Consider the following 25,006-nt stretch of genomic DNA (forward strand, 5'->3'; position numbering starts at 1 on the left):
GGTCAGCCTTCCGTCGGAGTGACGCCCAGCGATCGCAGCAGCGACTCCCGGTACGCCAGGAACTGCGGTTGCCGGTGCGATCGCGGGTTGGGGAGGTCGATGGCGAGGTCGACCGCGACCCGGCCGTCGTCGAGCAGCACCACGCGGTCGGCCAGGGTGACGGCTTCGTCGACGTCGTGGGTGACGAGCAGGACCGCGGGATGGTGGCGGTCGCAGAGCTCCCGCAGCAGCTCGTGCATACGCAGCCGGGTCAGCGCGTCCAGCGCGCCGAACGGTTCGTCGGCCAGCAGCAGGTGCGGTTCGGACACCAGCGCCCGCGCCAAGGCGACGCGCTGCTGTTCACCGCCGGACAGCTCGGAGGGCCAGGCCCGTTCCCGGCCGGCCAGGCCGACCTCGGCCAGCGCCGCCCGGCCTCGGGCGTCGGCGTCCGATCCGCTCATCCCGAGCACGACGTTGTCCAGCACCCGCTGCCACGGCAACAGCCGCGCGTCCTGGAAGACGACCGAGGAGTTCTCCGGCACGTCGACCAGGCCCGCGCCGCTGACGCCACGGTCCAGGCCTGCCAAGGCTCGCAGCAGGGTGCTCTTGCCCGAGCCGCTGCGGCCCAGCAACGCCACGAACTCGCCTGCGCGGATCTCCAGATCCAGTCCATTCAGGACGGTACGCGTGCCGAACGCCCGCGCCAGCCCCTGTACGCGTACCGCCCGAGTGGCGGTCAGTCCGCCAGCGTGCGCCGCCACGACAACGCCCTCCTCTGCACGAACCGGACGGCGCCGTCGGACAGCAGACCGAGCAGGCCGTAGAGGACGAGCCCGACGATGATGACGTCGGTCTGGCCGTACTGCCGGGCGAGCTCCATCATGTAGCCGATGCCGCTGGTCGAGTTGATCTGCTCGACGACCACGAGCGAGAGCCAGGCGGCCACGACCGCGAATCGCAGACCGAGCAGGAAGCCCGGCAGCGCACCGGGGAGCACGATGCGGCGCAGGAACACGGCCGGCCGCAACCGCAGCGCTTCGCCCAGCTCGACGTATCGGCTGTCGATCGTGCGCAGCCCGTTGTGCGTGTGGATGTAGACCGGCACGAACACACCGAGGGCGATGGTGATCACCTTCATCTCCTCGCCGATGCCGAGCCACAGGATCAGCAGCGGGATCAGCGCCACCGACGGCACCGCCCGCTTGATCTGGATCGGCCCGTCGAGGATCGCCTCGCCCCACCGGCTCAGCCCGGAGACCAGCGCGACCATCGTGCCGACGAGCACGCCGAGGAGGAGGCCGAGACCGGCGCGCTGCGCCGACACGATCAGGTTGTCCTGCAGACGGCCTTCGGCGATCAGGTTCCGGGCCGTGGTGACGACAGTCCAGGGCGCCGAGAGGGTACGCGAGTCGAGCCAGCCCGCCGCCGAGCCGATCGACCACAGTGCCAGCAGTACCAGCGGGCCGACGGCCGCACCGAATCGCAGCGGGCGACCGGGACCGAGCCGGCGGCGGGCCTTCCGCGCCGGAGCAGCGTCGGCCTTCGTCCGGGGCCGGACCAGAACCGAGGCGGTCATTGGGCGCCTCCCGTGAAGGCGTCTGCGGCGATCGTCTCGTAGCGCCGGTCGTACAGCTCCTCGGCCTTGAGCGGCTTGTTGCCGGTCTCCTTGGCCAGCAGGTCGATCGTCTCCTGATGCCGGGCGATGGCGTCGGCCCAGCTCGCCGGGATGTCGGACTTCCCCGCGTTGTCGACCAGCCATTGGCCGTCTTCGCGGCTCAACCCCTGGTCCTTGACGTAGTACCGGTCGATCCACTCCTGCGGATTGGCTTCCCGCCAGCGCCAGGCGCGCGCCCACACCTGCACGTATTGACGGATCGCCGCAGCCTTCCCGGGGTCGGCGAGGACGGTGATCGGCGCGTACAGGTGACCGGGGTCGTCTCGCAGTCCGTGGGCGATCGTCGTCGCGCCGTCCTTGCCGTACTTCGTCTCGTACCGCTTGATCTGCACGCCACCGATCGGCGCGACGTCGACCTGGCGGGCAGCGAGCGCGTTGGCGTAGACGTCGCCGGTGCTCGGCAGTTCGACGAGCTTGACGTCCTCCTTGGTCAGCCCGGCCTTGTGCAGTACGCGCAGCACCAGCGCTCCCTGCGCCTGTCCCGGACTGTAGGCGACCTTCTTGCCGCGGATGTCGGCGAGCGTCGCGACGGTCACCCCGGGTGCGATGCCGAGCCGGTAGACGGGGTGGTTGAGCGGGTCCTGCCGGAACCGCGACGCGACGATCCTCGTGGGTATGCCGGTCCAGTGCGAGTGGATCGGCGGAATGTCGGCGACCGCCCCGATGTCCAGCGCGTGGGCCCGGAACGCCTCCAAGGTCTGCGGGCCGCCGCTGAGGCTGGTCCATTCGACGTCGAAGGTGAGGTTCTTGGCCTCGCCCGAGAACTCGATCGCCTTCTGGTGTTCCTTGTCGCCGACGACGAGCTTGGTGTCCTTCGGGACGGAGTCGAGCAGGGGAGCGTCGGCGGCTTGCGCGTCCGCGACGTCGTCGGCACCGCATGCGGTCAGCCCCAGTGCGACGGCACCCAAGGTGGCGGTCAGAAACGTGCGGCGGGCCACGATCGTGCGCTTCACGGCGGCTCCTTTGTGGATGTATGCAGGCGGCGTATCCGCCCACGACGATATCCCACATCTCCTACATGTCAACTAGGAATTCCGAACCGGGCGACTGCCTCGATCCGCACCGGGAGAAAATCTCTAGGCGCGGTGGTAGACATTCGGCATGAGCGTCGGTAAAGTACTGGGTGTTGCGAAGGTTGATTGAGTGCGACAGCCGAACTGGCGCACCGAACGACACGAAGGAAGGGAGGGGAGCGACACCATCGGATCGCCCACCTGGTCGCGCTCTGCGCCGGTGGGAGCCGTAGACCCCAGGAACGGAAGGTGGTCCTCGGTCGACATCCACGCCAGAGTCCCGCGCTGCCGCTCGTGGCATGCCGGCGGGACAGACGAAAACCGGTGCAACTTAACGGCCGGTGATGGTTAGTACCCGCAACTCCCTGGGTCCCGGTGCCGCCATATGGCACCGGGACCCCTATCTCGTATCACAGACAGGACGTGTATGACAGTTGACGGCACTACGTCGCCAGACCGATTCGACGACGAGAATTACCCGGCCTACACCATGGGCCGCGCGGCTGAGATGATCGGCGCAACTGCTGCGTTCTTGCGCTCGGTCGAGGCGGCGAAGCTGTTCGCACCCGCTCGATCCGACGGCGGCCACCGCCGCTACAGCCGTTACCAGCTACGACTCGCCGCCCGCGTACGCGACATCGCCGACCAGGGCACCGGAGTGGAAGCGGCGTGCCGCATCGTGATTCTGGAAGACCAACTCGCCGAGGCGCTGGAATTGAACAGGCGCTACGAGAGCGGCGCGGCCTCGGCCAGCGACTCGTCAGGCGCCGAAGCAACGCGCTGATCAGCTGACGGCGAATTCCTACTTGACGCATAGGGATTGCGTGCGGTTCGATGGAGCCATGACGCTCGATCCCCGCGGTGGACTCGAATTCCACCCGATCCTGCGGCGTCACATCGACTTGGCGCTGGTCAGCAGCGCCCTCTGTCGCGCCGTCGGCTGACCTCTCCATCTTCTCTGCACCAGCCGGGCGGTTCCCGTGGTGGGCGTGACCGCCGCTGAACCATGCCCTGGCTGAACTCAATCCATCGCTGCGCGCGGCGTTTCGCCGTGCGCGGCTCCGTGCCGCCCGCATTCGGGGCGCAATACGGCAACGGAGCCATCGGGTACGAACGAAAGGGCGCAGCATGAAACCAGACTCAGCACACCGCCGTAGCTGGACGCTCGTGGTGACCTTGCTCCTCCTGGTCAGCGGCACCGTCTACGCGGGACTGAGATTCGCAGGCTCGCCGGCGTCGGCCGCGGCGACCCACCCCAACATCGTCTTCGTTCTCACCGACGACCTCGACGAAGACGTCTTCGCGAAAGACGCCGGTCTCCAGACGCTGCTCACCAGTCAGGGAACCAAGTTCAACAAGCAGTTCGTCGAACTCTCCCTCTGCTGCCCGTCCCGAACGTCGACCCTGCGCGGCCAGTTCGCCCACAACACGGGGATCTTCACCAACGACGCCGCCAGTGGCGGCGGATTCCAAGGCGTTTACAACAGCGGGCTGGAGAGCTCGACCGTCGCGACCTGGCTCCAGGGCGCCGGATACCGGACCGGGTTCTTCGGCAAGTACCTCAACGGCTACCCGAACGGGGCGCCGAGCAGCACCTACATCCCGCCCGGCTGGACCCGCTGGTTCAGCCCCAACGGCGGCAGCCCGTACTCGGAGTACAACTACGACGTCAACGACAACGGCACGACCGTCCACTACGGCAGCACAGCGTCGGACTACGGCGTCGACGTGATCTCCCGCAAGCTGAGCACGTTCATCACCAACACCACGACCAGCTACCCGAACAAGCCGTTCTTCACCTACGTCGCGCCGTACATCCCGCACGGTCCGGCGACGCCGCCGGCCCGGTACCAAGGCGTCTACGCCGGTGCCAAGGCTCCGCGCACCCCGTCGTTCAACGAAGACGACGTCAGCGACAAGCCTGCCTGGATTCGTAGCAAGGCCAAGCTCACCCAGGCTCAGGTCGACAACATCGACACTCTTTACGAAAAGCGCAGGGAGTCCCTCCGCGCGGTGACCGACCTCGTCCAAGCCGCGATCGACACCCTGCGGGCACAGGGCGTGCTCGACAACACCTACATCGTGTTCACCTCCGACAACGGATTCCACCAGGGACAGCATCGGCTGAACTCCGGCAAGAACACGGCGTACGAGGAAGATCTCAACGTGCCGCTGGTGATCCGCGGACCGGGCGTGCCCGCCGGAGCGGTCGTCAACGCCTTCACCCTCAACGTCGATCTCGCGCCGACCTTCGCCGAACTCGCCGGAGTGACCCCGCCGAGCTTCGTCGACGGCCGGTCCCTCGTGCCGTTCCTCAAGGGCGCCACACCCTCGCCGTGGCGGCTGGCCTTCCTGAACGAGCACGCCGGGCCCAGCACGCTCAACACGAATACGCAAAACAACCTGCTGGAACCGCAAGACCCCGGTGACGCGCAGGCGTTGGCCTCCGGCGGCGCGCCGGTTTACGTCGGCCTCCGCGCAAAACCCAACACCCTCGGTGCGCATGGAGCGCTCAACTACGTCGCGTACGACACCGGCGAACACGAGCTCTACGACCTGTCCGCGGACCCGGATCAGCTGGACAATTCTTACAACAACGCCAGCCTGACGCTCAGGCAACGACTCGACGCGTGGGTAGCCAAGCTGAAGACCGCCTCCGGCCAAGCCTTGCGAGATGCCGAGGAGAATCCACCGCTGTAGCTCGGGCCTCGCCGTCCGGTCGCTCTTCGAGAGCATCCGGACGGCGATGCACGGGTACGCCGAATGCAGTGCACTGGTCAGGCCGCGTTGCGTACACCTGGCATCGGCTCGCTGGTGCGCTCGGCTTTTGCCGAACGGCCGCCGGCGAACCGCAACATCGCGACGAGCAGACGATCGAAGCCGCGGTCGGGCAGCACTCGCCGGGTGAACAGGATCGGCTTCGCGCCACCGCCGACGGCGTACCGCGTCTTCGGTCGTCGTACGGTGACGGCCTTGGCGATGGCGTCGGCGACCACCGTCGGCGGCGAGATGAGCCGGGGGTTGGCCTCGGCGGCGTTCAGCAGTCCGGCGACCATCTTGGCCTGTTCGCCGTACGCCGTGTGCCCGGAGCGGGCGAGCGCGCTGCCCGCGGCGATGCCGCCCCACTCGGTCCTGATTCCGCCCGGCTCGATAACCACGACGTCGATGCCGAACGGGGCCAGTTCGACGCGCATCGAGTCGCTGAGACCTTCGACCGCGAACTTGGTGGCGTGGTACCAACCGCCCAGCGGTTCGTAGATCTTGCCGCCGATGGACGAGACGTTGACGATGCGACCGCTTCGCCGGGCACGCATGTGCGGCAGGACGAGCTGAGTCAGCCGGGCCAGGCCGAAGACGTTGACGTCGAACTGGCGGCGCGCCTCGTCGAGCGGAACATCCTCGACCGCGCCGTAGGAGCCGTAACCGGCGTTGTTGACGAGCACGTCGACGCGGCCGGTCTCCTTGATGACCCGTTCGACCAGATCTTCCATGGACCTGTCGTCGGTCACGTCGACCGAGGCGACCCGTATGCCGTCGCGCTCCAGCGCCGCCATCCGGTCGATCCGGCGGGCGGCCGCGTACACCGTGAAGCCGAGTTGCCGCAGGCGGCGAGCGGTCGCTTCGCCGATGCCCGACGAGGCGCCGGTGACGATGGCGGTCTTCATGGCACTCACTCCCATCCAACTAGTTAGTTACAACCGTAGGCCGTCACTCGCCAGCTGTCAAACAACCAGTTGGTTAGTTGTATGATCGTGGTCATGGCACCCCGCGACTCCGCCGCCACCAAGCAGCGCATCCTCGAAGCGGCGATGTCCGAGTTCGCCGAGTTCGGGCTCGCCGGCGCGCGGGTCGACCGCATCGCCACTCGGGCCGGCGCCAACAAGCAGTTGCTGTATGCGTACTTCGGCAGCAAGGAAGGCCTGTTCGACAGCGTCCTCGAAGCCGGTCTCGTCCACCTGCTCGACGTGATTCCCTTCACCGCCGACGACCTTCCCGCGTACGCGGGAGCCTTGTTCGACTTCGCGGTCGCCCACCCGGAACTGGCCCGGCTGGTGCGCTGGCATCAATTGGAGCGACCCGGCGTACTTAACCGGCTGCCGCAGGCGGTCGAGTCGAACAAGCGCAAACTCGAAGCGTTGGTCGCAGCGCAGAAGGCCGGCAAGATCAGCGACGCGCTACCGGCCGATCAACTCCTCGGATTACTGCTCGCCCTCATCCACGGCGGGGCCGAGACGCAGATCGCGAGCGACGAACTGGCCGTCCAACGCGAAGCACTCGTCGCAGGCGTACGCCGCCTCACCGAGCGGTCCTGATCGGGCCCCTTGTTCAACCGCGGTCGCGCAGCGCGTCTGCCACGCGGTCACGCGTCGCGGTCTCGGACGGAATGAGGCTCAGCACGGCGGCGGCGAGCAGCGTTGCCTGAATGCTCGTCAACGCCGCTCCGGCAAGCCCGATGCCGGTCACATGAGGCAGCCCGAGCGCAGCCGCGGTCAGCACCAACGGAGCGACGATCCGACGTCCGACAATCACCAGCATCGAACGCTGAGGCGTCGGCACCGCCTCCGGAAGTTCCTGCCAGTCGCCTGCGCTGACGGCCTTGATCGCTTTCGCGAGACGCCGCCGGACATCGAGCTGATCTGCGGCTGTCCGAGCCGCGACCAGTCGCCATCCGACATCGGTAACCGCCTCCCGTGCGCGCCCGTACTGCTCGTAGAGCGGCTGGAATTCGGGCCCACGATGCCCGGCGAACCACAGCGCTCGCGGAAGGCGGAACTCGAACCACATTCGAGTCTCGAATACGACGGACAACAGTTGGTCACGTGAGGCGGTCCGGTTCCATGCACGGGGCGCTTGCACGACCTGATCCAGCAGGTGCCACAACAGCACCAGCGCCGCCGTGGCGGGCGCGATGGTGGTGAGCGGCTGCCGCCACAATGGCCCCCAGACGTTGGACCACGTTGCCGACGTCATCGAAGAGCCGAGCGCGATGACTACGCCGGCGACGGCGGCAGCGGCAAGTCCCATGGCAAGCCACGCCATCGGCTGTGGCACTGCGATCGCCGCTGCGATGACGACCGGAACGCCGAGAACAGTTGCCGCGAGGCCCAGCCGGCTGAGTACGCGAAACTTCATGATCTTCCAGAAGTAGAACGCGCTGATCGCCGAGAAGATAGTCAGGTACGTGACCAGCGCCGACAATTGATGCAGCAGGCCCGCTGCGCGAAGCTGCGGCGACACGACTGCGACCAACGCCGGTGGGAGCAGCAGGCATACCGCCATCGCCGCGAGGGAGAACGCGACGGCGATTCGATTCCACGGCGACTCCCGCATCAACGCCCGGCGTACCCACCATCGGCGCGTCGCTGCCAGAATCGCGGCCCGCTCGGCTGTCCCGAGCTCAGGGACGTCCTCCAGGTGTTCGCACTCCGCCGCCCAGCCGGCCCGAGCCGCCGCGAGCACCCTGACCGACCGACGGCTCAACGGACTTGCAAGGCGTTGAGCAATCGCTGGCTTGGCGGCATCGAGCGCGGGTCCGGTCACCGTCCTATTGACTCATCGACGCTGAAGTGAGGCGAGTCGGCTCTTCGGGCAGACGACGCATGCCGAGTTAGTCGTCTCCTCGGAGGTGGACGTCGGTGTCGTTCCCGATCGGCCCGTCGGCCGGTGGCTGCGAGGAGTTTCTACGGAGTAGTTGGCTAGGGTTATCTGCATGGCGCGTAAACACCTCAATCCGCAGGTTGGAGACGAGGACTTCCTCCCGCGAACGGCCGCCGAGCGGCGTGCACACGCCGACGCCTTGTCGCGGGCCCACGAGGGACACCACTGTGCTGAGCGCGCCGAAAGCCTGTGCGAGGCTGGGGAGTACTACACGATGCTGGGCGAGACCGAACTCGCTGAGCAGATGTTCCGCGAAGCGCTCGACGTCGAAGAGGCAGAACCGGGCACCGTGCACGCGGCGTACGCGTCGTTTCTCCTCGATCTGGATCGTCACGAGGAAGCCTTGGCCATGATCGCCGATGCGCGTCGGCTTCATCCCGACGGACCGATGGTCTTCAACCTGATCGCGGAATCCCTTGCGGCCCACGGCTATCACCAGCAGGCTGTGCGGTGGGCGACCGCAGGGCTGGTGGCAGTGCTCGGCAACCTCACCGACCTCACTCTGGATGACCTGAGTGAGGACGTTGCCCTTGGGCTGCTGGCTCGGGCACGCTACCGCTCTCGGCAGGCCCTTGAGCTACCAGCCGATCACATCGACACCTTGGTAGCGGAATCGTTGCAGCAAGGGAGCGTCGCGTCAGCGTAGCGACTACGACATGTCGAAGTGTCCGCGGACGCGATCGCAGTGTCGACAGCGAAACGCGTAGAAGCCCCAGTCCGTATTCACAGTGGGGCTCGCGGGCATGTATTCCAACACCCAAGGCTGGGCGTCATCGAACACAACTAGGAATGTCGAGGCGAGGTCTCCATCGGAGTGCTGAGCGAGTTCCTGCTGGGACCATTCGCCGATGAACGTCATCGGACGCTGGCAGCAGAACAACCATTGCTCGCCTTGCCACGTGATGTACGTCGGGGTGCGTACAAGCTCCAGCAGAACTTCTGGATCGACGAGTACGCTCGTCCAGCCGTCCTCGGCCGGCACAGTGGCCAGACCACCTGCACTACTCAGCCCCGGCACGCCGTGCGTACGCCCGGCCACGGCGTCCTCCCAGCGCACCATGCCGAACTCGGTGTCTTTTGTGAACGCCGCCCGGCCCGCGCTCAGGCAGCTGGTGCATACCAGTTGATCTTCGGAAAGGGGATGGGCCGCGAGCGTGCGGCTGCATCGCGGACAGGAAGCCTCCGCGAGGCTGTGTGCGTCTGATGAGATGGCGGTCGGACTGCCGCAACCGTTGCACGTATGGATGACGGCCGTGCCGACCTCGAGCCGGAAGCACTTGGCCGCTTGCTGGGCGCAGACCGCGCAGCTACCGGCCCCTGCAAAGCCGGCGGCCGTGCTCAGATCGGCCGTGTACAGGGCAAAGGTGATCTCGGGCTCGGTCGGCATCGCCACACGGTACGCCGTACTTATCGACGGCGCGGGGCGTGGTGGAGGGGCCGCCGTGGCGACGACCCCTCCGCTGAAACCTACAGCGCGACCAGCCGGAACTGCTGGTTCGCCTGGCCGTTGCAGTCGTAGATCTGCACCTGCTGGCCGTTGCCGGTGCCCCAGACGTCGATGCACCGGCCGGACTGCACGCCGGTGATCGTGCCGTTGGAGTTGACGTTCCACTGCTGGTTGGTCTGACCGTTGCAGCTGTAGATCTGGACGGCCGCGGAGTTGCCGGAGCCGGCCGCGTCCAGGCACATGTTGCCGTACACGGTCAGCTGCTTGCTGGCGGTGTAGGTCCACTGCTGGTTGGTCAGCCCGTGGCAGTCGTAGAGCTGCACTCTCGTGCCGTTGTTGTGCGAGGAGTTCGGGACGTCGATGCAGCGGCCGGATTGCGAACCGACGATCTTGCTGGGGCCGCCGGACGGCGGCGGGGAGGTAGTCGGCGAGGTCGAAGGCGCGGGTGAGGACGTCGTGGTCGACGGATTCGGGTTCGCGCTGTTGAGGACGTTCAATACCGACGTGTACGCGGCCTTCTTGTTGCCGCCGCCGTCGAACAGCAGCGGGCTCTCGCTGGAACGCCACGAGTCGCTGTCGCGTACGCCCCAGACCGTGATCCCGATGCACCGTGCGACGTTCATGCACGCCTGGGTCAACCCGGCGTACTGCGACGTGGACGCGTTGGTGACGTCGACCTCGGTCAACGCCACGTCCACGCCGAGCGCGGCGAAGCTCGACAGGGTCGTCTGGAAGTTGCTCGGCAGCGAGCTGCCGCCGGTGAAGTGCGTCTGCAGACCGACGCAGTCGATCGGCACGCCCCGGGACTTGAAGTCCTGGATCATCCGATACACGCCCTGCGTCTTGGCGTACGACCAGTTCTCGATGTTGTAGTCGTTGTAACACAACTTCACCGACGGATCGGCGTTACGAGCCGTGCGGAACGCCACCTCGATCCAGTCGTTGCCGGTGCCCTGCAGATTCGACTGACGGCGGCTGCCGTCCTCGTTGAACGCCTCGTTCACCACGTCCCACGCGGCCAGCTTGCCCTTGTAATGCGCCATCACACCGTTGATGTGATCGATCATCGCCTGACGGAGGGTGGAGCCGGACAGGCTTTGCATCCAGCCGGGCTGTTGGGAGTGCCAGGCCAGGGTGTGGCCACGCATTTTGATTCCGCGTTGGGTGGCCCAGTTGTAGATGTTGTCACCGGCGCTGAACGTGAACTGCCCACGCTGCGGCTCCGTCGCGTCGATCTTCATCTCGTTCTCGGCCGTCACCATGTTGAACTCACGAGCCGCGATCGTCGTGTACGCCGAATCACCGAGCCGGCCACCCGCGATCGCCGTCCCGAAATACCGGCCCGACTGCGCAGCCGCAGCACCCAGGGTGCTCGCTGCCGCGTTGGCATCGGGGATCACCATCATTCCGGTCAGGACGGCTAGCGCGCTGGTCGCACCGATGATCAATGCCCGGCGTAGTGCTGTCGGTCTGCCTTGGTCTTCGCCACGATGCGCAGGAGGACGTGCTGACATCATGGACTCCTTTCGGTTGCGGCGTCGGCGCTGGACGAAGCGACCGGCGCGGCATGGGCGGGCGTCGATACCGAGGCATGCTGCCACGCACTGAGGCACCTCCGCAATGGGGAGTTTCCGAAATGTTTCCGGAAGACTCTCGACCCTTATGTTCCTCGATCCACAAGGGACTCATGTGTTCGGAGGCCGATCTGCTCGGCGGATCGCCAGGCCAAAGGGATAGTCGGCAGTTCGGTCCATCTTGGGCCGGCGATCGATCCGGAGCCGATCCGGTCTCACCCGGTCAGGTGATCCGCTGGGGAGATTCCGGAACTTGCGGACTCGTCTCGGAAAGATTGCGGGCCATGTCCGCGATGCTCTGGGCGTGGATCGCGACAGTCCGGGGCGTCCCGGGGGACCGGCTCACGACTGCTCGAACGTGCTTCTCGGCCTGACCGGCCAGCCCGTCGTAGATGGACACGAAGAGTTCGCGCGCCCGTGACCGAGGCCAGCCGGACGGCAGGAGCTCGGTCGGCAACTGCGGATCCAGCAACGGAATGCGCCGGTACGCGTCCATGATCTGCGTACGCGCTTGGACTGCCCCGGCACCCGTTATCTCGCCTCGGCGTACTTGGGGCAGCAGTGGTCGCCACCGGCGGTCGAAGTGCTCGTAGTGCTCGGCGATGGCGGGCAGGTCCCATGCGTCGACTGGACTGCGGTTCGCGCCGACGGCCAGCTCCGCCTGCCTGGCTCGAAAGACGGTCAGCGCACCGAACGCGACAGCGCCGAGACGTCGTTCGACCGTCGGGTTGATCTCGTCGGGCGACACCCACAGACCGTCATAGAGCGGCGCGAAGCCCAGCCATCGCAGCTCTGCGCGCAATGATCGGCGCTGTGCCCCCTGCTCCTCCGGCAGCGAGAAGGCCACCAGCGTCCAGGACCCGTCCCAGACGCGGTCGTGATCACCGAAGCGGGCGATCCAGGAACCCCCGGCCATCAGCTCACTCGCGGCCGCTGACGTCAGCCGGTGAGAGCTGTGCCGGCCGTCGCGGGTGCTCTCCAGTACGCCGCGGCGCGTCAGGCGGCTGAGCGCGGTGCGCGCAGCGCCGCCGCTGACGCCCGACTCGACGAGCAGCGCCACGATGGCGGCCGACGGTAGCCAGATGCGTTCGGGCAGCGTGTAGTCGGCGACAAGAGTTGCCGTGAGCGCCTGCGCCGAGCTGCCCTCCTGCCGCCGGGGCAGCCGCGACCCAGTCGCCGCATCGGGAAAGATCTCCTCGATCTGGAATGGACTGACCACGGCGACTCCGGCGCTGCGACGGATCGGCCCACGACTTGGGCCGTGCCCATGATAGGTGCCGACCTCCGCATCCGGCAGCATCGATTGACAGTTCGGCGTCCGGCAGGCACACTGCCTGACATAAATCCTGAGTGGAGGCCGACCGCGTACGCGGGAGGGCCGGATCTCGGGAAATCCAGTCGGGGCCGGGCCGACCCGCAGACTGTTGCGATCGAGGAAGTGTCATGAGACGAATGAGCACACCAGCCCGGCATCGATGGATCCTGGCCAGCCTGCTGACCTTGGCACTGGCCGGAGTGGTTCTGCTCGTGCCGCGGCTGGCGCAGGCCGGTCCGACGGCCGGCTGCGGCAAGGCGCCGACGCTCACCAGCGGAACCCGTTCGATCCAGAGCGGCGGTCAGAACCGCAGCTACATCCTGAGCATCCCCAGCGGCTACAACAACACCCACGCGTACCGGCTCATCTTCGGGCTGCACTGGCTCAACGGGACCGCCAACGACGTCGCCACCGGTGGGTCCGACGGAGCGACCTGGGCGTTCTACGGTCAGAAGCAGCTGTCGAACGGCAGCACGATCTTCGTCGCCCCGCAAGGCATCGACAACGGCTGGGCCAACACGAACGGCCGCGACATCACCCTCGTCGACGACATCATCCGACTCGTCGAAGGCGACTTGTGTGTCGACACCAGCCAGGTCTTCGCCATGGGCTGGAGCTACGGCGGTTCGATGAGCTACGCCCTGGCCTGCGCCCGGCCCACCGTCTTCCGTGCAGTCGTGGTCTACTCCGGCGCGAACCTCAGCGGATGTAGCGGCGGAACGCAGCCGGTCGCGTACTTCGGCATCCACGGCACTCACGACAGCGTGCTCAACATCTCCAACGGACGATCGCTACGCGACACCTTCGTGCGAAACAACGGTTGTACGGCGCAGAGTCCCCGCGAGCCCGCCCAGGGCAGTCTCACGCACATCACCACCGCCTACAGTGGATGCCGGTCCGGCTATCCGGTCCAGTGGGCGGCGTTCGACGGCGATCACACGCCCAGCCCCGTGGACGGCAGCACTTCAACTAGCGGTACGCGTACGTGGACGTCGGCCGAGGTGAACACCTTCCTCGCCCAGTTCCCCGCCAGCCCGTCACCGAGCAGCTCGCCGTCGTCCACCTCGTCGCCGTCGAGCAGCCCGTCGGCATCGACCAGCCCGTCGGCATCAGCCAGCGCATCGCCGAGCAGCTCCAGCAGCCCGAATCCGGCCGGGGCCTGCAGCGCCACCTATCGGACGATCAACTCGTGGCCGGGCGGCTTCCAGGGTGAAGTGACCGTCACTGCGGGCAACGCGCCGATCAGGGGCTGGACCGTCCAGTGGACGCTGGCCAGCGGCCAGACCATCACCCAAGTCTGGAGCGCGACGCTTACCTCCTCCGGCTCGGCCGTGACGATGCGGAACGTCGACTACAACGGCTCGCTGGCGACCAACGCGTCGACGACCTTCGGCTTCCTCGCCAACGGCAGCCCGTCGAACCCGTCGCTGACCTGCACCAGTCCCTGATTTCCCAGCATGAGCCCCGGGCCGCCTGACGGCTCGGGGCTCATGCCGCGCGGCGACCAGGTCAACGGCTGGCCTAGTTTTCCCTGCAGATCAGGGTTATGCATGCTTCCCGGGGCGCTTTTGGGCTGCGTAACCCTGATCTGCAGGCATTATCGCGGAGGCGGCCGACGGTCAGATTCCCGGGCGACGAACCGAATGTTCACCCAGACGTGACTGCGCGTTCGCAGCATGCACGATGTACGCCGACCGTCGTGCCTGGACACTTCCCTCAGCCCGCCGACACAATTGGTGCGGGTCAATCCGTCACACCGACTCGGAGGGGTGTCTTGTCGATGAAACCCAAGTTCCGCGTGCTCACAAGGGTGGCCGTGGCCGCCGCCATGATGCTGGCAGCGGTCGTCACAACCCCGGCGGCACCTGCCGCCGCCGCGGTTCCTTCGCAGGGGTCGCCGACGCAGCTCGACGTCGGAAACTGGAACGTCGAGTGGTTCGGCTCGCCGGACTTCGGCCCGACGGACGAGGCGCTTCAGCAGCAGAACGTCCGCACCGTCATGGCAGGCGCCGACATGGACGTGTGGGGTCTGTCCGAGGTTGTCAGCACCTCGGCGTTCAACACACTCGTCGCCGGCATGCCCGGATACACCGGTGTCGTGGCCAACGACCCGATCGTAACGAACGGTGCGCAGTACTACTCGGACTTCGGCAACACCGAGCAGAAGGTCGCCCTCGTCTGGCGTTCCAGCGTGGCGAGCCTGGTGAGCGCGAAGGTCATCCTGACCAGCCAGAACAGCAACTTCGCCGGCCGCCCGCCGGTCGAGTTCACGTTGCGCGGGACGTTCGACGGTGTCACGCGTGACCTCGTCTTCATCGTCCTGCACGCGAAGTCCGGCTCCACCCAGGATGCGTGGAACCTGCGTAACCCGGCATCGCAGGCCCTCAAGTCGTACCTCGACACGACCTACCCCACCCAGAACGTCTTCGTCATCGGCGACTGGAACGACGACGTCGACACCTCCATCACCTCCGGGAACGCTTCGCCCTACATCAACTTCGTGAACGACCCGGCGCGCTACACGTTCCCGACGCGGGCCTTGTCGCTCGCGGGCGTCCCGTCGACGGCCGGCTACCCGGACTTCATCGACCACCAGCTCATCACCAACGAGGTGCAGGCGAAGTACGTAGCCGGTTCGGCAACCGCCTTCCAGCCGCAGGCCTACATCCCGAACTACGCGACGACGACCAGCGACCATTACCCGGTGTTCGCTCGCTACAACTTCGTCATCGGTGGTGGTGGCGGCGGTGGAGCCGCCAACGTGATCATCAACGAAGTACTGGCCAACGAACCGGGCAGCAGCACCGCGGGGGAGGCGATCGAGATCGTGAACATCGGCGGCACGTCGATCAGCATCGCCGGTTGGACCCTCCGCGACGGGTCCGCAGTGCGACACACGTTCGCGGCCGGCACGACGCTGCAGCCAGGCAAGGCGATCACCGTGTTCGGCGCGAGCGCCGGGATCCCCGGTGGCATCGTGGCCGTGCCCGCAAGCACCGGCGGCCTCAGCCTGTCCAACAGCGGCGACCAGGTGATCCTGCAGGATTCGGCCGGAGCGACGGTCCAGTCGATGAGCTACACCTCGAGCCAGGCGGACACCGACGGGGTGTCCATCAACCGAAGCCCCGACGGCGCCGCGACCGGGGTCTGGGTCAAGCACAACACCATCAGCTCGCTGCCCCGCTCACCTGGCCAGCGCGCCGACGGCACTGTGTACTAAGCCTCGACGCACTGCTCGGGCCGACCTCGAATGGTCGGCCCGAGCAGCCCTGCGGGGGTCAGTGCGCCGTCCTCGCAGGAGCAGCCGAAGGTGCGTTCACGCGCCGGTGACCCGAGCCTCGGGGGGCACCCATGTACGCGGGGACGGCCGCTCGGCGTCGGGCTCCTCATCGACGAGGCCGACTGCGTACGGCAGGACGCGCAGCTCGTACCGGCGGCCGTCGTGCGATTCCACCGCGGCCATCTCGCCGAGTATCTCGATCAGCCGCCGACGCTGCGGCTCCGACAGTTCGTCCAGGTAGCCGACACAGCTTTCCTCGAGTTTCACCGCGACATGGAGGTCGACTTCGGCCTCGTCACAGGTGTCCAGCCACCACAACACGTCGGCGAAGAGGCCGGCGGCGGTTGTCACATCCGCCGGGTCAGGGTCGCCGGACGCGAGCCGGCTTCGCTGTTCGGTGCGCAGACCCGCAAGCACCCACTCGACGCTCCGCTGGATCGACGTCACGGCGTTCGGGTCCACCTCCTCGGCCGGGTAGTCCTCCAGCCAGGTGAGCAGGTCGGCGACGACCCCGTAGAGCTGGTGGGCGAGCGCGACGTCGTCATCGGTGCTCATGGTCGGAGAGGATACTCCCAGGTCAACCCTGGGCGGTGTTGCTCGCCCACACGGCGGTGTAGGTGTTGTAGACGGCGTTGTACTGGTAGATCACCAGATTGCCGTCCGTCTGCAGCGCCAGGTGCCGCCGCGTCGCGCAGCAGGTGTTCGTCGCGCGTACGGCCTCTCCGCCGGCCCAGGTGTAGCTGACCAGATTGCCGTCGAAGCCCTGGAAGTACGCGTAGAACGGCTTCGAGGTCGAGGTGCCGGGCAGGTAGCACAGGCACCACAGCGCGACGCCGTCCGGCCGGAGCAACCTGAGATCACCGTCGCTCTGCTCCAGCGTGTACGGGCCGATCTGGCAGTAGTCGCCCTCGGCGAACACCGCGTCGCTGATGAGGATCGAGCGTACCCAGAAGAACGGATCCTTGTACTGGACGAAACTGTGCCAGTCGCCTTTGAGGTGCAGCTTGCAACTGGCGTCGGGACCGAGGCCGAAGGTCTGCGCGGTGTCGTATCCGTAGGGCAGACCGGTCGGCACGGCCGCGGCCGGCGTTCCCGTGGTGGCCAGCGTGCTCACGGCTAGGGCGAGGACCACGGAAGCTGAGGCGATCAGGCGGGACAAGCGCATGCGATCTCCTTCCATTGAGGACGGACGTTGCTCGCATACTAGTGCGGCGGCGTCCTCGCGGGACGTCCATCGAGCGCGACGGCCGTACGATCGGGCGCATGAATGACATGTCCGCCTACACGTTTGTGCTCAAGCTGATCGGCACCGTAAGTGTTGTCGGCGGCTTGTTGACCTTCGTCAGTACGCTCGACACGACTGAATATCGGGATGGATTCGTCGGTCTGGCCTTCGTGCTGTTCGGGCTGCTCCTCCGCATCGAGGCATCCGTGATCCGACTCAGCGAGCGTCGAGCCAGTGATGACTCGTAAACAGTGCGTGCACGGGGAGGGCCGGGCGATCATCGACCGCCCGGCCCCGTTGTCACTCCATGAGCGGGTCAGAAGACCGGTACGCCTTCGCGTACCAGCCGCCAGTTCGGCTGGAAGAACTCGGCCGGGTTGATGGAACCCTTGGCCTGCGCCCAGTCGATGAGCAGCTGGCGGATCTCCTTCTGCTCGTTGTAGACCTGGGTCTTCACGATGCCGGGGAAGTTGCCGCCACCGCTGCGGCGGTAGTTGTTCACCGCGATGACGAACTGGTCGCCGTCGGCCACCGGGGTGTCGCTGCCCGCGTGGGTCAGCTTGGTGATGCGCTGGCCGATCGGCTTGCTGATGTCGATGTCGTAGTCGACGCCGGACAGTGTGTCGTAGTTGTAGTCCGGCACCGCTGGGTCGTTGATCGTCTCCGGGTCGACCGGCGCGCCGGCGGCCAGGGTGCGGAAGTACTTCGCCGAGTACTCGAGGTACGCACGAACCTCGGCTCCGCTGATCAGCACGGCCTCAAGGGTGTTGTCGTAGATGTAGAGACCGGCGACGTCCTTGATCTTAACGTCGCCCGCCGGGAAGACCGCGGTGCGGCTGAACGGGGCCGCGATCGACAGGACCGGCAGGATGGCGTACTGCGTGGAGGAAAGCGCGGCCACGACGGTGTCGGTCTGGACCTTGTTGATGTAGTCCAGAATGGGCGTGTCCTTGTAGCGGGACTCGGCCGCGGACAGCTCCACTACCGACTGGGCGACGACCTGATTGACGTACGCCACGGTCTTGTTGTGCTGCGCGCGGACCGCGTCCAATACTGCGGGGTCCTCGACGACCGTGTTCGTGTTGAGCATGGTGGAGCGCTTACTCGTGACGCGCCAGACGCCGCGCTCGCGGGTGAGCGTGAAGTCCATCCGGGTCAGGCGCTGGCCCCACTTCGACGGCTCGGAAAGCAGGACCTCCTCGCCGGTGATGTCGTTGGTGACGAAACGCTGGACGACCTCGTTGTGCGCGTGGCCGAACAGGATCGCGTCGATGTCCGGTACCTGCTGCGCGATCAGCGCGGCCGGGTTCTCGTTCGGCAGCTCCGGGCCGTAGCTGGACTTCCCGCTGTCACCGCCGTGGGCGGACACCAGCACGATGTCCGCGCCCCGCGCACGCATGATGGGAACCCACTTCAGAGCCGTGGCGACCATGTCGCGGAATTCCAGCTTGCCCTCGACATTGCCCCTGTCCCAGATCGCGACACCCGGGTTGGTCAGGCCGAGGATCCCGACCCGCAGGGTCGGTGCGTCTTCGCCGAGCGAGACCTTCTTGATCACATACGGCTGGTACGCGGGCTGCCCGGTAGCGGCGTCGACGGCGTTGGCCGCCAGCGCCGGGAAGCCGAGCTGGCGGATCCACAGGTCCAGCAGCGGGAGACCGTAGTTGAACTCGTGGTTGCCGAGTGTGACGGCGTCGTAGTCGATCACGTTCATCGACCGGGCCATCGGGTGCGTCTCACCGGTCGACGTGATCGGCTCCTGTTTGGCGTAGTACGTCGCCAGCGGGGTGCCCTGGATCGTGTCGCCGGCGTCCAGCACCAGTGTCGCCTTGTCGCCACGCTCGGCCCGGATCTGGTTGACCAGCGTGGCCAGCTTCGCTACGCCGACGTCGTTGTGCGCGCTGTCGTCGTATTCCTTATCCTTGTAGTAGTCCCAGTTGTAGACATTGCCGTGGATGTCCGACGTGCCGAGCAGGGTGAGGTCCCAGCTCTTGGTCTTCGACGATCCGGCGTACGCCGGGGCGGCGCCGACGACGGGGACCGCCGCGACCGCTGCCGCGGCAGCGAGAACCTGACGCCGGGACGGGCCGGAAGAGGGATTCTTCATTGCGCGCCTTTCCTTGACGATCTTCACGCTCGTAGCGCTATCGCACCCTAACGAGAGATCAGAAGTCCCGCGACCTCGGCCTCGACCGGTCGCTCGCCGGTCACCGTACGGTCGATCACGAGTTACCACTTCTTCATGACGACCGGGGTTCGGGAGCCGTGTATCAAGACATCTTGATTTAGGATCCTGAATCAAGATATGTTGAGTAAGTGACTGCGACAGATCGGCCGGCTGACCCCCGCTACGAGTCCATGCGCCTGCGGGCGCTAGCTCATCCGTTGCGCTGGAAGCTGATCGACGTGGTAGCCAGGGAAGGTTCGGCCACGGCGACCAGGTGCGCCGAGGTGCTGGGTGAAAGCGTTGCCAGCTGTTGGTATCACCTAGGAATCCTGAGCAAATATGGCTATCTCGAAGCCGTCCCCGGCACGTCGGGCCGAGAGAAGCCGTGGCGCGCCGCGGCCGCGCTAAGCAAGGATCTCTCCGGCCGCACGGATGACGCCGAGACGCAGGCTGCGGGGTTGGCGGCTGCCAGCGCATTCATCGACCACGAGGCGGCTCGGGCTAAGGAACGAATTCGGCGTCTCGAAGACGAACCGGAGCAATGGCGAGCGACCAACGCGCTCGGCTCCGTCTCCGTCTTCGTCACGGTCGAGGAATTAGCCGAGGTCAAGGCCGAGCTTCTGGAAATCCTGCGGCGGTATGCGGATCGGACTGCAGACGTCGCAAGTCGGCCTACAGGATCGCGTGCTGCCCGAATCTTCGTCAGCTCCGGTATCGAACCGAGAGATTGATCAGCACCTCCCAAGCGAAAGGTGCGCTGCGATGACCACCTCCGGGCTGTCCCAGAATCGGAACTGGCAACGCCTTTGGCGAGGCGAGGCCATCTCCGTCTTCGGCGACATGATCTTCATCGTGACGATCATGCTCTGGATCGCCACAGAAATCGCCGCCGATAGACCTTGGGCGCCCGCCGCGGCAAGCGGTGCCCTGATCGCCACGGCCATCCCGGCCTTGGTTGTGGGTCCCGTCGCCGGCGTCTGGGTGGACCGCTGGAATCGGCGACGGACCATGCTGGTTGCCGACGGCGCGCGCGTTTTGCTCATCGCCAGTCTGCTGCTGATCCCCCTGCTGCGGCACACGATTTCCACCGCCGCGCAGCTGGCGATGGTCTATTCGGTGCTGGTCGCGACGAGTTGCTTCGCCCAATTCTTCAACCCGTCTCGGTTGGCCCTCGTCGGCGCGGTCGTCGACGAGGTCGACCAAACCCGTGCCTCGGGACAAATGCAGGCAATGGTGGCGCTGGCCCAAGTGCTTGGTCCGCCGTTGGCCGCGCCGCTGTTGGTGACCTTTGGCGTGCAGTGGGCACTAGTCGCCAATGCCTTGAGTTTCGCCATCTCGTGGCTATATGTTCGCGCCGTCGAGGTGCCGACGATCGAGGCGCCGGCGCGCTCGACCGTCATTGAGGAGTTCCGCGCCGGCATCCGGTTCTTCGCCGGCAACAAGGTTCTGGTCGGTATCGCGGTAGGTTCGGTCATCCTGATGGTGGGAGTCGGTGCGGTCAATTCGATGATCGTTTTCTTCATCCACGACAACTTGCATGTCTCTGTCGGCTGGGTCGGCGTCTTTTCGGCGGTCATCGGCGTGGGCGCCATCGGCGGCTCGATCACCACAGGCCTGCTGGCGGGCCTGGTCGGTCTGCGCCGGATCCCATGGCTGGGCCTGTTCGTCGGTGGCGCGTCGGTGATCGCTCTATCCCGGTGCACTGCGATTGCCCCAGCCTTGGCCGCAGGTTTGGTGCTAGGCATCGCGATCGGCGCGATCAACGCCAGCGATCAACCCATTACCCTGCGCGTCACACCATCGGCGATGCTAGGCCGCGTCAGCGCCGTCTTCAGTCCGCTCCTTCAACTGGCCAACCTGATGGGCATGGCGATGGCGGGCGTACTGGCCAGCGGCTGGTTGAGATCCATGCGTCACAACGTGTTCGGTGTGACGTTCGGTACCTACGACACGATGTTCGCCTGCGCGGGAATCCTGTTCATCGTGGCCGCCCTGGTGATGATTCGCCCGATGCGTCACCTACCCGAGCCTCCCTCGGGAGCCGACATTCGAGAAGAGGACGCTGCTCCAGTAACCATCTAATCGACGAGCGAGCACCGAGTGAGGTCGAGGCGACGTGACGCAGACGCCACCAGTCCCGGAGTCGCCGTCGCGGAAGAAACCTTCGCGAAGGACGAAGCTGTATCTGGTACACGTGCTTCTCGGCCAGACGGTCGGGTTGGTGGGCTTCACCATTGTCGCGGTGCGCTTCGTTCTGCACCCGCAAGGTCCTGTCGCGCTATCCGCGGCAGTGGCGGGCGCAGTCCTGTCCGCCGTGCGAATCGGATTCAAGATCCGGCGGTTCCGCCGGGAGAAATAGTGTGAGTACGGGCGAGGACTAGATCGCTTCGGTTCCGGCTGCCACGGCTGCGTACGCCGCAGCGGCCAGCTGAGCTGGGCTCACCGGTACGCCAGGAATGCTCGGACGGCGTACGACCGCCGTTGAGCCAGACCTTGATCATGGTGACGTCCACGCGTCGATCGTCGCATCTTCCGTCTTCGGGACTGCGCCGCTTGTCCGGCCGCCCTATACTTCCGCCGCAGACTTGATGATCAACGGGGGAGCAGATGAGGATGAACAGGCGACGAGTGATCGCGGTCGGCGGTGCGGTGGTGGTGGCGACTGCGTTGGGCTCGGAGCAGTCGGCGACGGCCGCGCCCGCCTACACAGTGACTGTTAGCACCGTGGTCGGCGACCGGACGCGCATGTCCCTCCATGTCATGGGGTCGGAGCCGGTCGGCTCGATCAAAGCCGACATCCGTGACAATGACGGCTCGGTGCTGGCGACGCTGACGGACTTCAGGCTGAAGTCCGGTACGCCGACCGACAGTTGGTGGCAGAGTGCTGATCACGCCTCGCTGCCGAGACTCGACGTATACGACGTCACCGTTGAGATCGTGGCCGCCACCGGTGGCGATCCCTTTGTCGGCCAGTGTCCGAGGTCGCTCGGTTACTATGCCGACACCTTCTTCGACGATCTCTCGATCACCCCTCCGATCATCGACTTCGACCATCGCGAAGTGCTGATCGCCGCCACCCTGGCGTGGGAAGATCCGGCGACCCGAGTGCACACACCGCTGCCCGGCCGCACTGTGTCCATGGACGTCGTGTTCCGCGACCAAACCAATCTGCCTGTTCTGCGGGCGACGGCGACGACCGACGAAGCTGGCCGTTTCGAGTTCCGGGAGCCGTTTCCGACCGAAGCCCGGATCGACCTGAACTTCTATTACGAATGGCCCTACAACTTTGTGAGCGGCAGCGCCAGCGTCGGCAGCTCGATCAGGCAAAGCAGGCTGTCGCTAGCGGCACCTGAGTCGGAGGTCGAATATGGCGACCCGATCCACCTGGTAGGAAAGCTGGAGATGCTCGTCACCGGGGCTTGGGTACCGTATGCGGGTCAGACGATTCTGCTCGGCGACTATGGGTCATTCCGAAGGGCCACGACGGACGACGACGGGAAGTTCGATTTCGTCGTCCCCGCTGGCAACGGAACCTACAAGGCGTCTTTCGCACCGTATCTCGATGGCGACTATCTCATCGAACCAGCGAGCGCGAGTGCGGAGTTCGCGAAGGCGTACTACCACTTGGCGTTCGCGGAGAAGGACACATATCTCTGGCATCACGGTGGCGATCTCTGGCAGATGCAGGGGCGGGTGGATTGCCCGGACGGGACCTCGCCGGCTTCCGTGACCCTCCAGATCGAGACCAAGGTGGGTGGAGCGACGACCTGGTCGACAGCCTTGACTAAGGTGCTGTACGGGTCGTACAGCTTCTGGGAGGATCTGACACTCCCCGACCCCACCTACGTCCGCGCCAGGGTTGCCCCTGCCGGCCAGTTCCTTGGGGCGGTGAGTAGAACGTTCTACAACCGGAGCGGCTTTCCGCGGCGAACCGTCGGCACCCAGCCGCCGACCCCGCTGCCGCGGCGGTAGACCGAGCTCCGGCGGCGCAATACCGAGCCGCCGAGCTCAGTCGGGGGCGGCGAAGACCTGCTTGGCGACGTTCATCGCGGACACCGCCTTCGGCCAGCCGGCGTAGAACGCGAGGTGGGTGATCGCCTCGACGAGTTCGGCCTCGGTCAGCCCGTTCTGCACGGCGAACTTCAGGTGGAAGGGCAGCTGCTCGGTGTTGCCGCCGGTCACCAGTGCTGCGACGGTGATGAGGCTGCGGTCGCGCGGAGCCAGTTCGGCGCGGCCCCACACCTTGTCGAACAAGTCGTCGGTGAAGCCGACGAACGCGGGTGCGAAGTCGCCGAACATCTGTTGGACCGCGGACGGCTGCTTGTCGTCTTCCATGCGTACCTCCGGCAGCGCCCTTCTGTGCGGGTGGGGTGAGAACCCTATTCGGTGGCAAATGCTACCGAATAGGGAAGTCAGTCGGAGATCGGGCGCTCGTCGACGACCTGCACGAGTTTGCCCGTACGCGGATTGGTCACCAGGCCGTCGCGTGCCACCCATTCGACCCCGAGCGGGTGGATCGCGCCGACCGCGACTTCTTCCGGATACATCGGTCGGGCGGCGTACACGGCTTCGATCAGGCGCTCGCTCAACCCGGCCGGTGGTTCGTCCAGGCTGGCCAGGCGCAGGATGAGGCCGTTCTTGCCGTCCCAGCGACGGGTCACCAGCTGCATACCGGTGATGACCCGGTCGGTGTCGGCTTCGATGAGGACCGCGCGGATGTCCTCCGTCGGCATCGACACCGCGCCGAGCCGGGCGCCTTCGCCGGATCGGCCCATCAGCCGGAACCGCTGGAGTTCGGGGTCGACCCATTCGGCGCGGTCCCCGGCGGGGTACCGGATGATCGGCATCAGCGTGCGGAACAGGTTCGTGACGATGACCCGGCCGACGACGCCGGTCTCGGTGATCGGCTCGCCGGTGACGTCGTCGACGATCTCGATGAGGGTGCGGTTGGGGAATGCTTCGTGGACGCGTACGTCGTCGCCGGGCACGGGCGCGCCGACGAGGCCGGCGTCGACCGAGGCGTAGCCGAGGGAGGCGATGGCGGCCTTCGGGAAGGCGCGGCTCAGCAACGGCCGCAGGTCGTTGAAGAGGATGTCCCCGGCGAAGAGCACGAGGTCGATGCACGTCGCCGAATACCCGGTACGCACGATGTGCTCCGCCAGCGACGCGAGCTTCATGGGTTCGCCCGCGACGACGTCGACGCCGAAGTCGTCGATCAGGTGCACGATGTACTCGTCGGACGCGCCGCCGACCGGCAGGCGTACGTTGTCGACCGGTGCGTGGTGCAGTGCGCCCTCGATGTAGAGGAAGCCGCCGTAGAGTTCGCCCGCCCGGAACAGGTTGGCCACCTTCTGCCCGGGACGCAGCCCGGCCTGCACCATCCCGGCGCCGAAGGCGGTCAGCGAATCGGCGTGCTCGGTACGCGTCCACGGCGAGAACTTGGGCGCACCGGTCGTGCCACCGGACTTGTAGACCCCGGCGTCGGTCAGCGGGCCGGTCAGCAGCTGGTTGTCCGGCCAGCGGTTGGCCGCCCAGAAGGCGTTCTGGTCCACGATGGGCAGCTGTGTGACGTGGGTGACGACGGGCGGCACGTCGCGGTAGAGGTCGGCGTAGAACGGCGAGTTGCGGCGGGCGAAGTCGACGAGGTCGGCGAGCGACTTGGCGGGCATGTCC

The 25,006-nt window shown here is 66.4% G+C and carries 23 protein-coding genes; 10 read left to right on the forward strand and 13 right to left on the reverse strand.

What is annotated here, in order from left to right:
- Nucleotides 1-2: 2 nt before the first annotated feature.
- Genes HOV77_RS17135 through HOV77_RS17145 form a run of 3 tightly spaced genes read right to left on the reverse strand, consistent with a single transcriptional unit; the run spans nt 3 to nt 2,607 of the window.
- Nucleotides 3-740 carry an ABC transporter ATP-binding protein gene (locus HOV77_RS17135; RefSeq protein ID WP_290863392.1) on the reverse strand — a complete coding sequence of 246 codons (738 nt, stop codon included), beginning with the start codon at nt 738-740 and terminating at the stop codon, nt 3-5.
- Nucleotides 716-1,555 carry an ABC transporter permease gene (locus tag HOV77_RS17140; protein WP_290863393.1) on the reverse strand — a complete coding sequence of 280 codons (840 nt, stop codon included), beginning with the start codon at nt 1,553-1,555 and terminating at the stop codon, nt 716-718. Before HOV77_RS17140 ends, HOV77_RS17135 begins: the two co-directional genes overlap by 25 nt.
- Nucleotides 1,552-2,607, reverse strand: coding sequence for an ABC transporter substrate-binding protein (locus HOV77_RS17145; protein WP_290863394.1), 1,056 nt, complete (start codon nt 2,605-2,607; stop codon nt 1,552-1,554). The genes HOV77_RS17140 and HOV77_RS17145 overlap by 4 nt, the downstream gene beginning before the upstream one ends.
- 487 nt (nt 2,608-3,094) lie before the next feature.
- On the opposite strand from HOV77_RS17145, the gene HOV77_RS17150 reads away from it, so the two are divergent.
- Both HOV77_RS17150 and HOV77_RS17155 read left to right on the forward strand, forming a co-directional pair.
- On the forward strand, nt 3,095-3,451 hold the full coding sequence (locus HOV77_RS17150) for a MerR family transcriptional regulator (RefSeq protein WP_290863395.1): 357 nt from the start codon (nt 3,095-3,097) through the stop codon (nt 3,449-3,451).
- A gap of 344 nt (nt 3,452-3,795) precedes the next feature.
- Nucleotides 3,796-5,367: a sulfatase gene (locus HOV77_RS17155; protein ID WP_290863396.1), complete on the forward strand. Its 1,572-nt coding sequence runs from the start codon at nt 3,796-3,798 to the stop codon at nt 5,365-5,367.
- A 77-nt stretch (nt 5,368-5,444) separates the two neighbouring features.
- On the opposite strand, the gene HOV77_RS17160 is transcribed toward HOV77_RS17155, so the two are convergent.
- Entirely contained in the window at nt 5,445-6,332 is an 888-nt protein-coding gene (locus tag HOV77_RS17160) for an oxidoreductase (RefSeq protein ID WP_290863397.1), read from the reverse strand.
- Nucleotides 6,333-6,425: 93 nt separating this feature from the next.
- Between HOV77_RS17160 and HOV77_RS17165 the strand changes: the two genes are divergently transcribed.
- Entirely contained in the window at nt 6,426-6,980 is a 555-nt protein-coding gene (locus HOV77_RS17165; RefSeq protein ID WP_290863398.1) for a TetR family transcriptional regulator, read from the forward strand.
- 13 nt (nt 6,981-6,993) lie between these two features.
- On the opposite strand, the gene HOV77_RS17170 is transcribed toward HOV77_RS17165, so the two are convergent.
- On the reverse strand, nt 6,994-8,148 hold the full coding sequence (locus tag HOV77_RS17170; RefSeq protein WP_290863399.1) for a hypothetical protein: 1,155 nt from the start codon (nt 8,146-8,148) through the stop codon (nt 6,994-6,996).
- Nucleotides 8,149-8,377: 229 nt separating this feature from the next.
- On the opposite strand from HOV77_RS17170, the gene HOV77_RS17175 reads away from it, so the two are divergent.
- Nucleotides 8,378-8,971, forward strand: coding sequence for a hypothetical protein (locus HOV77_RS17175; protein ID WP_290863400.1), 594 nt, complete (start codon nt 8,378-8,380; stop codon nt 8,969-8,971).
- 3 nt (nt 8,972-8,974) lie between these two features.
- Here the strand turns inward: HOV77_RS17175 and HOV77_RS17180 are convergent, their stop codons facing one another.
- The 3 genes from HOV77_RS17180 to HOV77_RS17190 all read right to left on the reverse strand — a co-directional run bounded on the left by HOV77_RS17180 (nt 8,975) and on the right by HOV77_RS17190 (nt 12,565).
- Nucleotides 8,975-9,712, reverse strand: coding sequence for a CbrC family protein (locus HOV77_RS17180; RefSeq protein ID WP_290863401.1), 738 nt, complete (start codon nt 9,710-9,712; stop codon nt 8,975-8,977).
- Between the two features lie 80 nt (nt 9,713-9,792).
- Entirely contained in the window at nt 9,793-11,286 is a 1,494-nt protein-coding gene (locus HOV77_RS17185; RefSeq protein ID WP_290863402.1) for an endo-1,4-beta-xylanase, read from the reverse strand.
- Between the two features lie 283 nt (nt 11,287-11,569).
- Complete coding sequence (locus tag HOV77_RS17190; RefSeq protein ID WP_290863403.1) at nt 11,570-12,565, reverse strand: PaaX family transcriptional regulator C-terminal domain-containing protein; 996 nt, start codon at nt 12,563-12,565, stop codon at nt 11,570-11,572.
- 233 nt (nt 12,566-12,798) lie between these two features.
- Here HOV77_RS17190 and HOV77_RS17195 point away from each other — a divergent pair, with 233 nt between their 5' ends.
- Nucleotides 12,799-14,109: a cellulose binding domain-containing protein gene (locus tag HOV77_RS17195; RefSeq protein ID WP_290863404.1), complete on the forward strand. Its 1,311-nt coding sequence runs from the start codon at nt 12,799-12,801 to the stop codon at nt 14,107-14,109.
- 332 nt (nt 14,110-14,441) lie between these two features.
- Entirely contained in the window at nt 14,442-15,881 is a 1,440-nt protein-coding gene (locus tag HOV77_RS17200) for a lamin tail domain-containing protein (protein ID WP_290863405.1), read from the forward strand.
- A gap of 96 nt (nt 15,882-15,977) precedes the next feature.
- Here HOV77_RS17200 and HOV77_RS17205 read toward each other — a convergent pair whose 3' ends face one another.
- Together HOV77_RS17205 and HOV77_RS17210 are read right to left on the reverse strand one after the other, a co-directional pair.
- Nucleotides 15,978-16,496, reverse strand: a complete 519-nt coding sequence (locus HOV77_RS17205; RefSeq protein WP_290863406.1) for a hypothetical protein — start codon at nt 16,494-16,496, stop codon at nt 15,978-15,980.
- A gap of 22 nt (nt 16,497-16,518) precedes the next feature.
- A complete protein-coding gene (locus HOV77_RS17210) occupies nt 16,519-17,106 on the reverse strand; it encodes a hypothetical protein (RefSeq protein ID WP_290863407.1) in 588 nt (195 codons plus the stop codon).
- A gap of 98 nt (nt 17,107-17,204) precedes the next feature.
- On the opposite strand from HOV77_RS17210, the gene HOV77_RS17215 reads away from it, so the two are divergent.
- Nucleotides 17,205-17,414 carry a hypothetical protein gene (locus HOV77_RS17215; protein ID WP_290863408.1) on the forward strand — a complete coding sequence of 70 codons (210 nt, stop codon included), beginning with the start codon at nt 17,205-17,207 and terminating at the stop codon, nt 17,412-17,414.
- Nucleotides 17,415-17,482: 68 nt separating this feature from the next.
- Here the strand turns inward: HOV77_RS17215 and HOV77_RS17220 are convergent, their stop codons facing one another.
- Nucleotides 17,483-19,273 (reverse strand): 5'-nucleotidase C-terminal domain-containing protein, encoded by a 1,791-nt coding sequence (locus HOV77_RS17220; protein WP_290863409.1) that lies wholly within the window; start codon nt 19,271-19,273, stop codon nt 17,483-17,485.
- A 209-nt stretch (nt 19,274-19,482) separates the two neighbouring features.
- Between HOV77_RS17220 and HOV77_RS17225 the strand changes: the two genes are divergently transcribed.
- The 3 genes from HOV77_RS17225 (at nt 19,483) to HOV77_RS17235 (ending at nt 23,305) form a co-directional block, all read left to right on the forward strand.
- Nucleotides 19,483-20,064 carry a helix-turn-helix domain-containing protein gene (locus HOV77_RS17225; protein WP_290863410.1) on the forward strand — a complete coding sequence of 194 codons (582 nt, stop codon included), beginning with the start codon at nt 19,483-19,485 and terminating at the stop codon, nt 20,062-20,064.
- Between the two features lie 31 nt (nt 20,065-20,095).
- Complete coding sequence (locus tag HOV77_RS17230) at nt 20,096-21,415, forward strand: MFS transporter (protein WP_290863411.1); 1,320 nt, start codon at nt 20,096-20,098, stop codon at nt 21,413-21,415.
- A 531-nt stretch (nt 21,416-21,946) separates the two neighbouring features.
- On the forward strand, nt 21,947-23,305 hold the full coding sequence (locus HOV77_RS17235; RefSeq protein ID WP_290863412.1) for a hypothetical protein: 1,359 nt from the start codon (nt 21,947-21,949) through the stop codon (nt 23,303-23,305).
- A gap of 36 nt (nt 23,306-23,341) precedes the next feature.
- Here HOV77_RS17235 and HOV77_RS17240 read toward each other — a convergent pair whose 3' ends face one another.
- Both HOV77_RS17240 and HOV77_RS17245 read right to left on the reverse strand, forming a co-directional pair.
- Entirely contained in the window at nt 23,342-23,668 is a 327-nt protein-coding gene (locus HOV77_RS17240) for a carboxymuconolactone decarboxylase family protein (protein ID WP_290863413.1), read from the reverse strand.
- 77 nt (nt 23,669-23,745) lie between these two features.
- Nucleotides 23,746-25,002: a hypothetical protein gene (locus HOV77_RS17245; RefSeq protein WP_290863414.1), complete on the reverse strand. Its 1,257-nt coding sequence runs from the start codon at nt 25,000-25,002 to the stop codon at nt 23,746-23,748.
- Nucleotides 25,003-25,006: the final 4 nt, after the last annotated feature.

Origin of the sequence: Hamadaea sp. (genome assembly GCF_013362815.1) — a bacterium.
Lineage (GTDB): Bacteria > Actinomycetota > Actinomycetes > Mycobacteriales > Micromonosporaceae > Hamadaea.

Excerpts from the sequence above, each read along its gene's own strand:
- HOV77_RS17220 (WP_290863409.1), bottom strand. The coding sequence starts at position 19,273 with ATGAAGAATCCCTCTTCCGGCCCGTCCCGGCGTCAGGTTCTCGCTGCC.
- HOV77_RS17215 (WP_290863408.1), top strand. The coding sequence starts at position 17,205 with ATGAATGACATGTCCGCCTACACGTTTGTGCTCAAGCTGATCGGCACC.
- HOV77_RS17245 (WP_290863414.1), bottom strand. The coding sequence starts at position 25,002 with ATGCCCGCCAAGTCGCTCGCCGACCTCGTCGACTTCGCCCGCCGCAAC.
- HOV77_RS17175 (WP_290863400.1), top strand. The coding sequence starts at position 8,378 with ATGGCGCGTAAACACCTCAATCCGCAGGTTGGAGACGAGGACTTCCTC.
- HOV77_RS17150 (WP_290863395.1), top strand. The coding sequence starts at position 3,095 with ATGACAGTTGACGGCACTACGTCGCCAGACCGATTCGACGACGAGAAT.
- HOV77_RS17205 (WP_290863406.1), bottom strand. The coding sequence starts at position 16,496 with ATGAGCACCGATGACGACGTCGCGCTCGCCCACCAGCTCTACGGGGTC.
- HOV77_RS17195 (WP_290863404.1), top strand. The coding sequence starts at position 12,799 with ATGAGCACACCAGCCCGGCATCGATGGATCCTGGCCAGCCTGCTGACC.
- HOV77_RS17240 (WP_290863413.1), bottom strand. The coding sequence starts at position 23,668 with ATGGAAGACGACAAGCAGCCGTCCGCGGTCCAACAGATGTTCGGCGAC.
- HOV77_RS17160 (WP_290863397.1), bottom strand. The coding sequence starts at position 6,332 with ATGAAGACCGCCATCGTCACCGGCGCCTCGTCGGGCATCGGCGAAGCG.
- HOV77_RS17230 (WP_290863411.1), top strand. The coding sequence starts at position 20,096 with ATGACCACCTCCGGGCTGTCCCAGAATCGGAACTGGCAACGCCTTTGG.
- HOV77_RS17140 (WP_290863393.1), bottom strand. The coding sequence starts at position 1,555 with ATGACCGCCTCGGTTCTGGTCCGGCCCCGGACGAAGGCCGACGCTGCT.
- HOV77_RS17185 (WP_290863402.1), bottom strand. The coding sequence starts at position 11,286 with ATGTCAGCACGTCCTCCTGCGCATCGTGGCGAAGACCAAGGCAGACCG.
- HOV77_RS17200 (WP_290863405.1), top strand. The coding sequence starts at position 14,442 with ATGAAACCCAAGTTCCGCGTGCTCACAAGGGTGGCCGTGGCCGCCGCC.
- HOV77_RS17210 (WP_290863407.1), bottom strand. The coding sequence starts at position 17,106 with ATGCGCTTGTCCCGCCTGATCGCCTCAGCTTCCGTGGTCCTCGCCCTA.
- HOV77_RS17165 (WP_290863398.1), top strand. The coding sequence starts at position 6,426 with ATGGCACCCCGCGACTCCGCCGCCACCAAGCAGCGCATCCTCGAAGCG.
- HOV77_RS17155 (WP_290863396.1), top strand. The coding sequence starts at position 3,796 with ATGAAACCAGACTCAGCACACCGCCGTAGCTGGACGCTCGTGGTGACC.
- HOV77_RS17235 (WP_290863412.1), top strand. The coding sequence starts at position 21,947 with ATGAACAGGCGACGAGTGATCGCGGTCGGCGGTGCGGTGGTGGTGGCG.
- HOV77_RS17180 (WP_290863401.1), bottom strand. The coding sequence starts at position 9,712 with ATGCCGACCGAGCCCGAGATCACCTTTGCCCTGTACACGGCCGATCTG.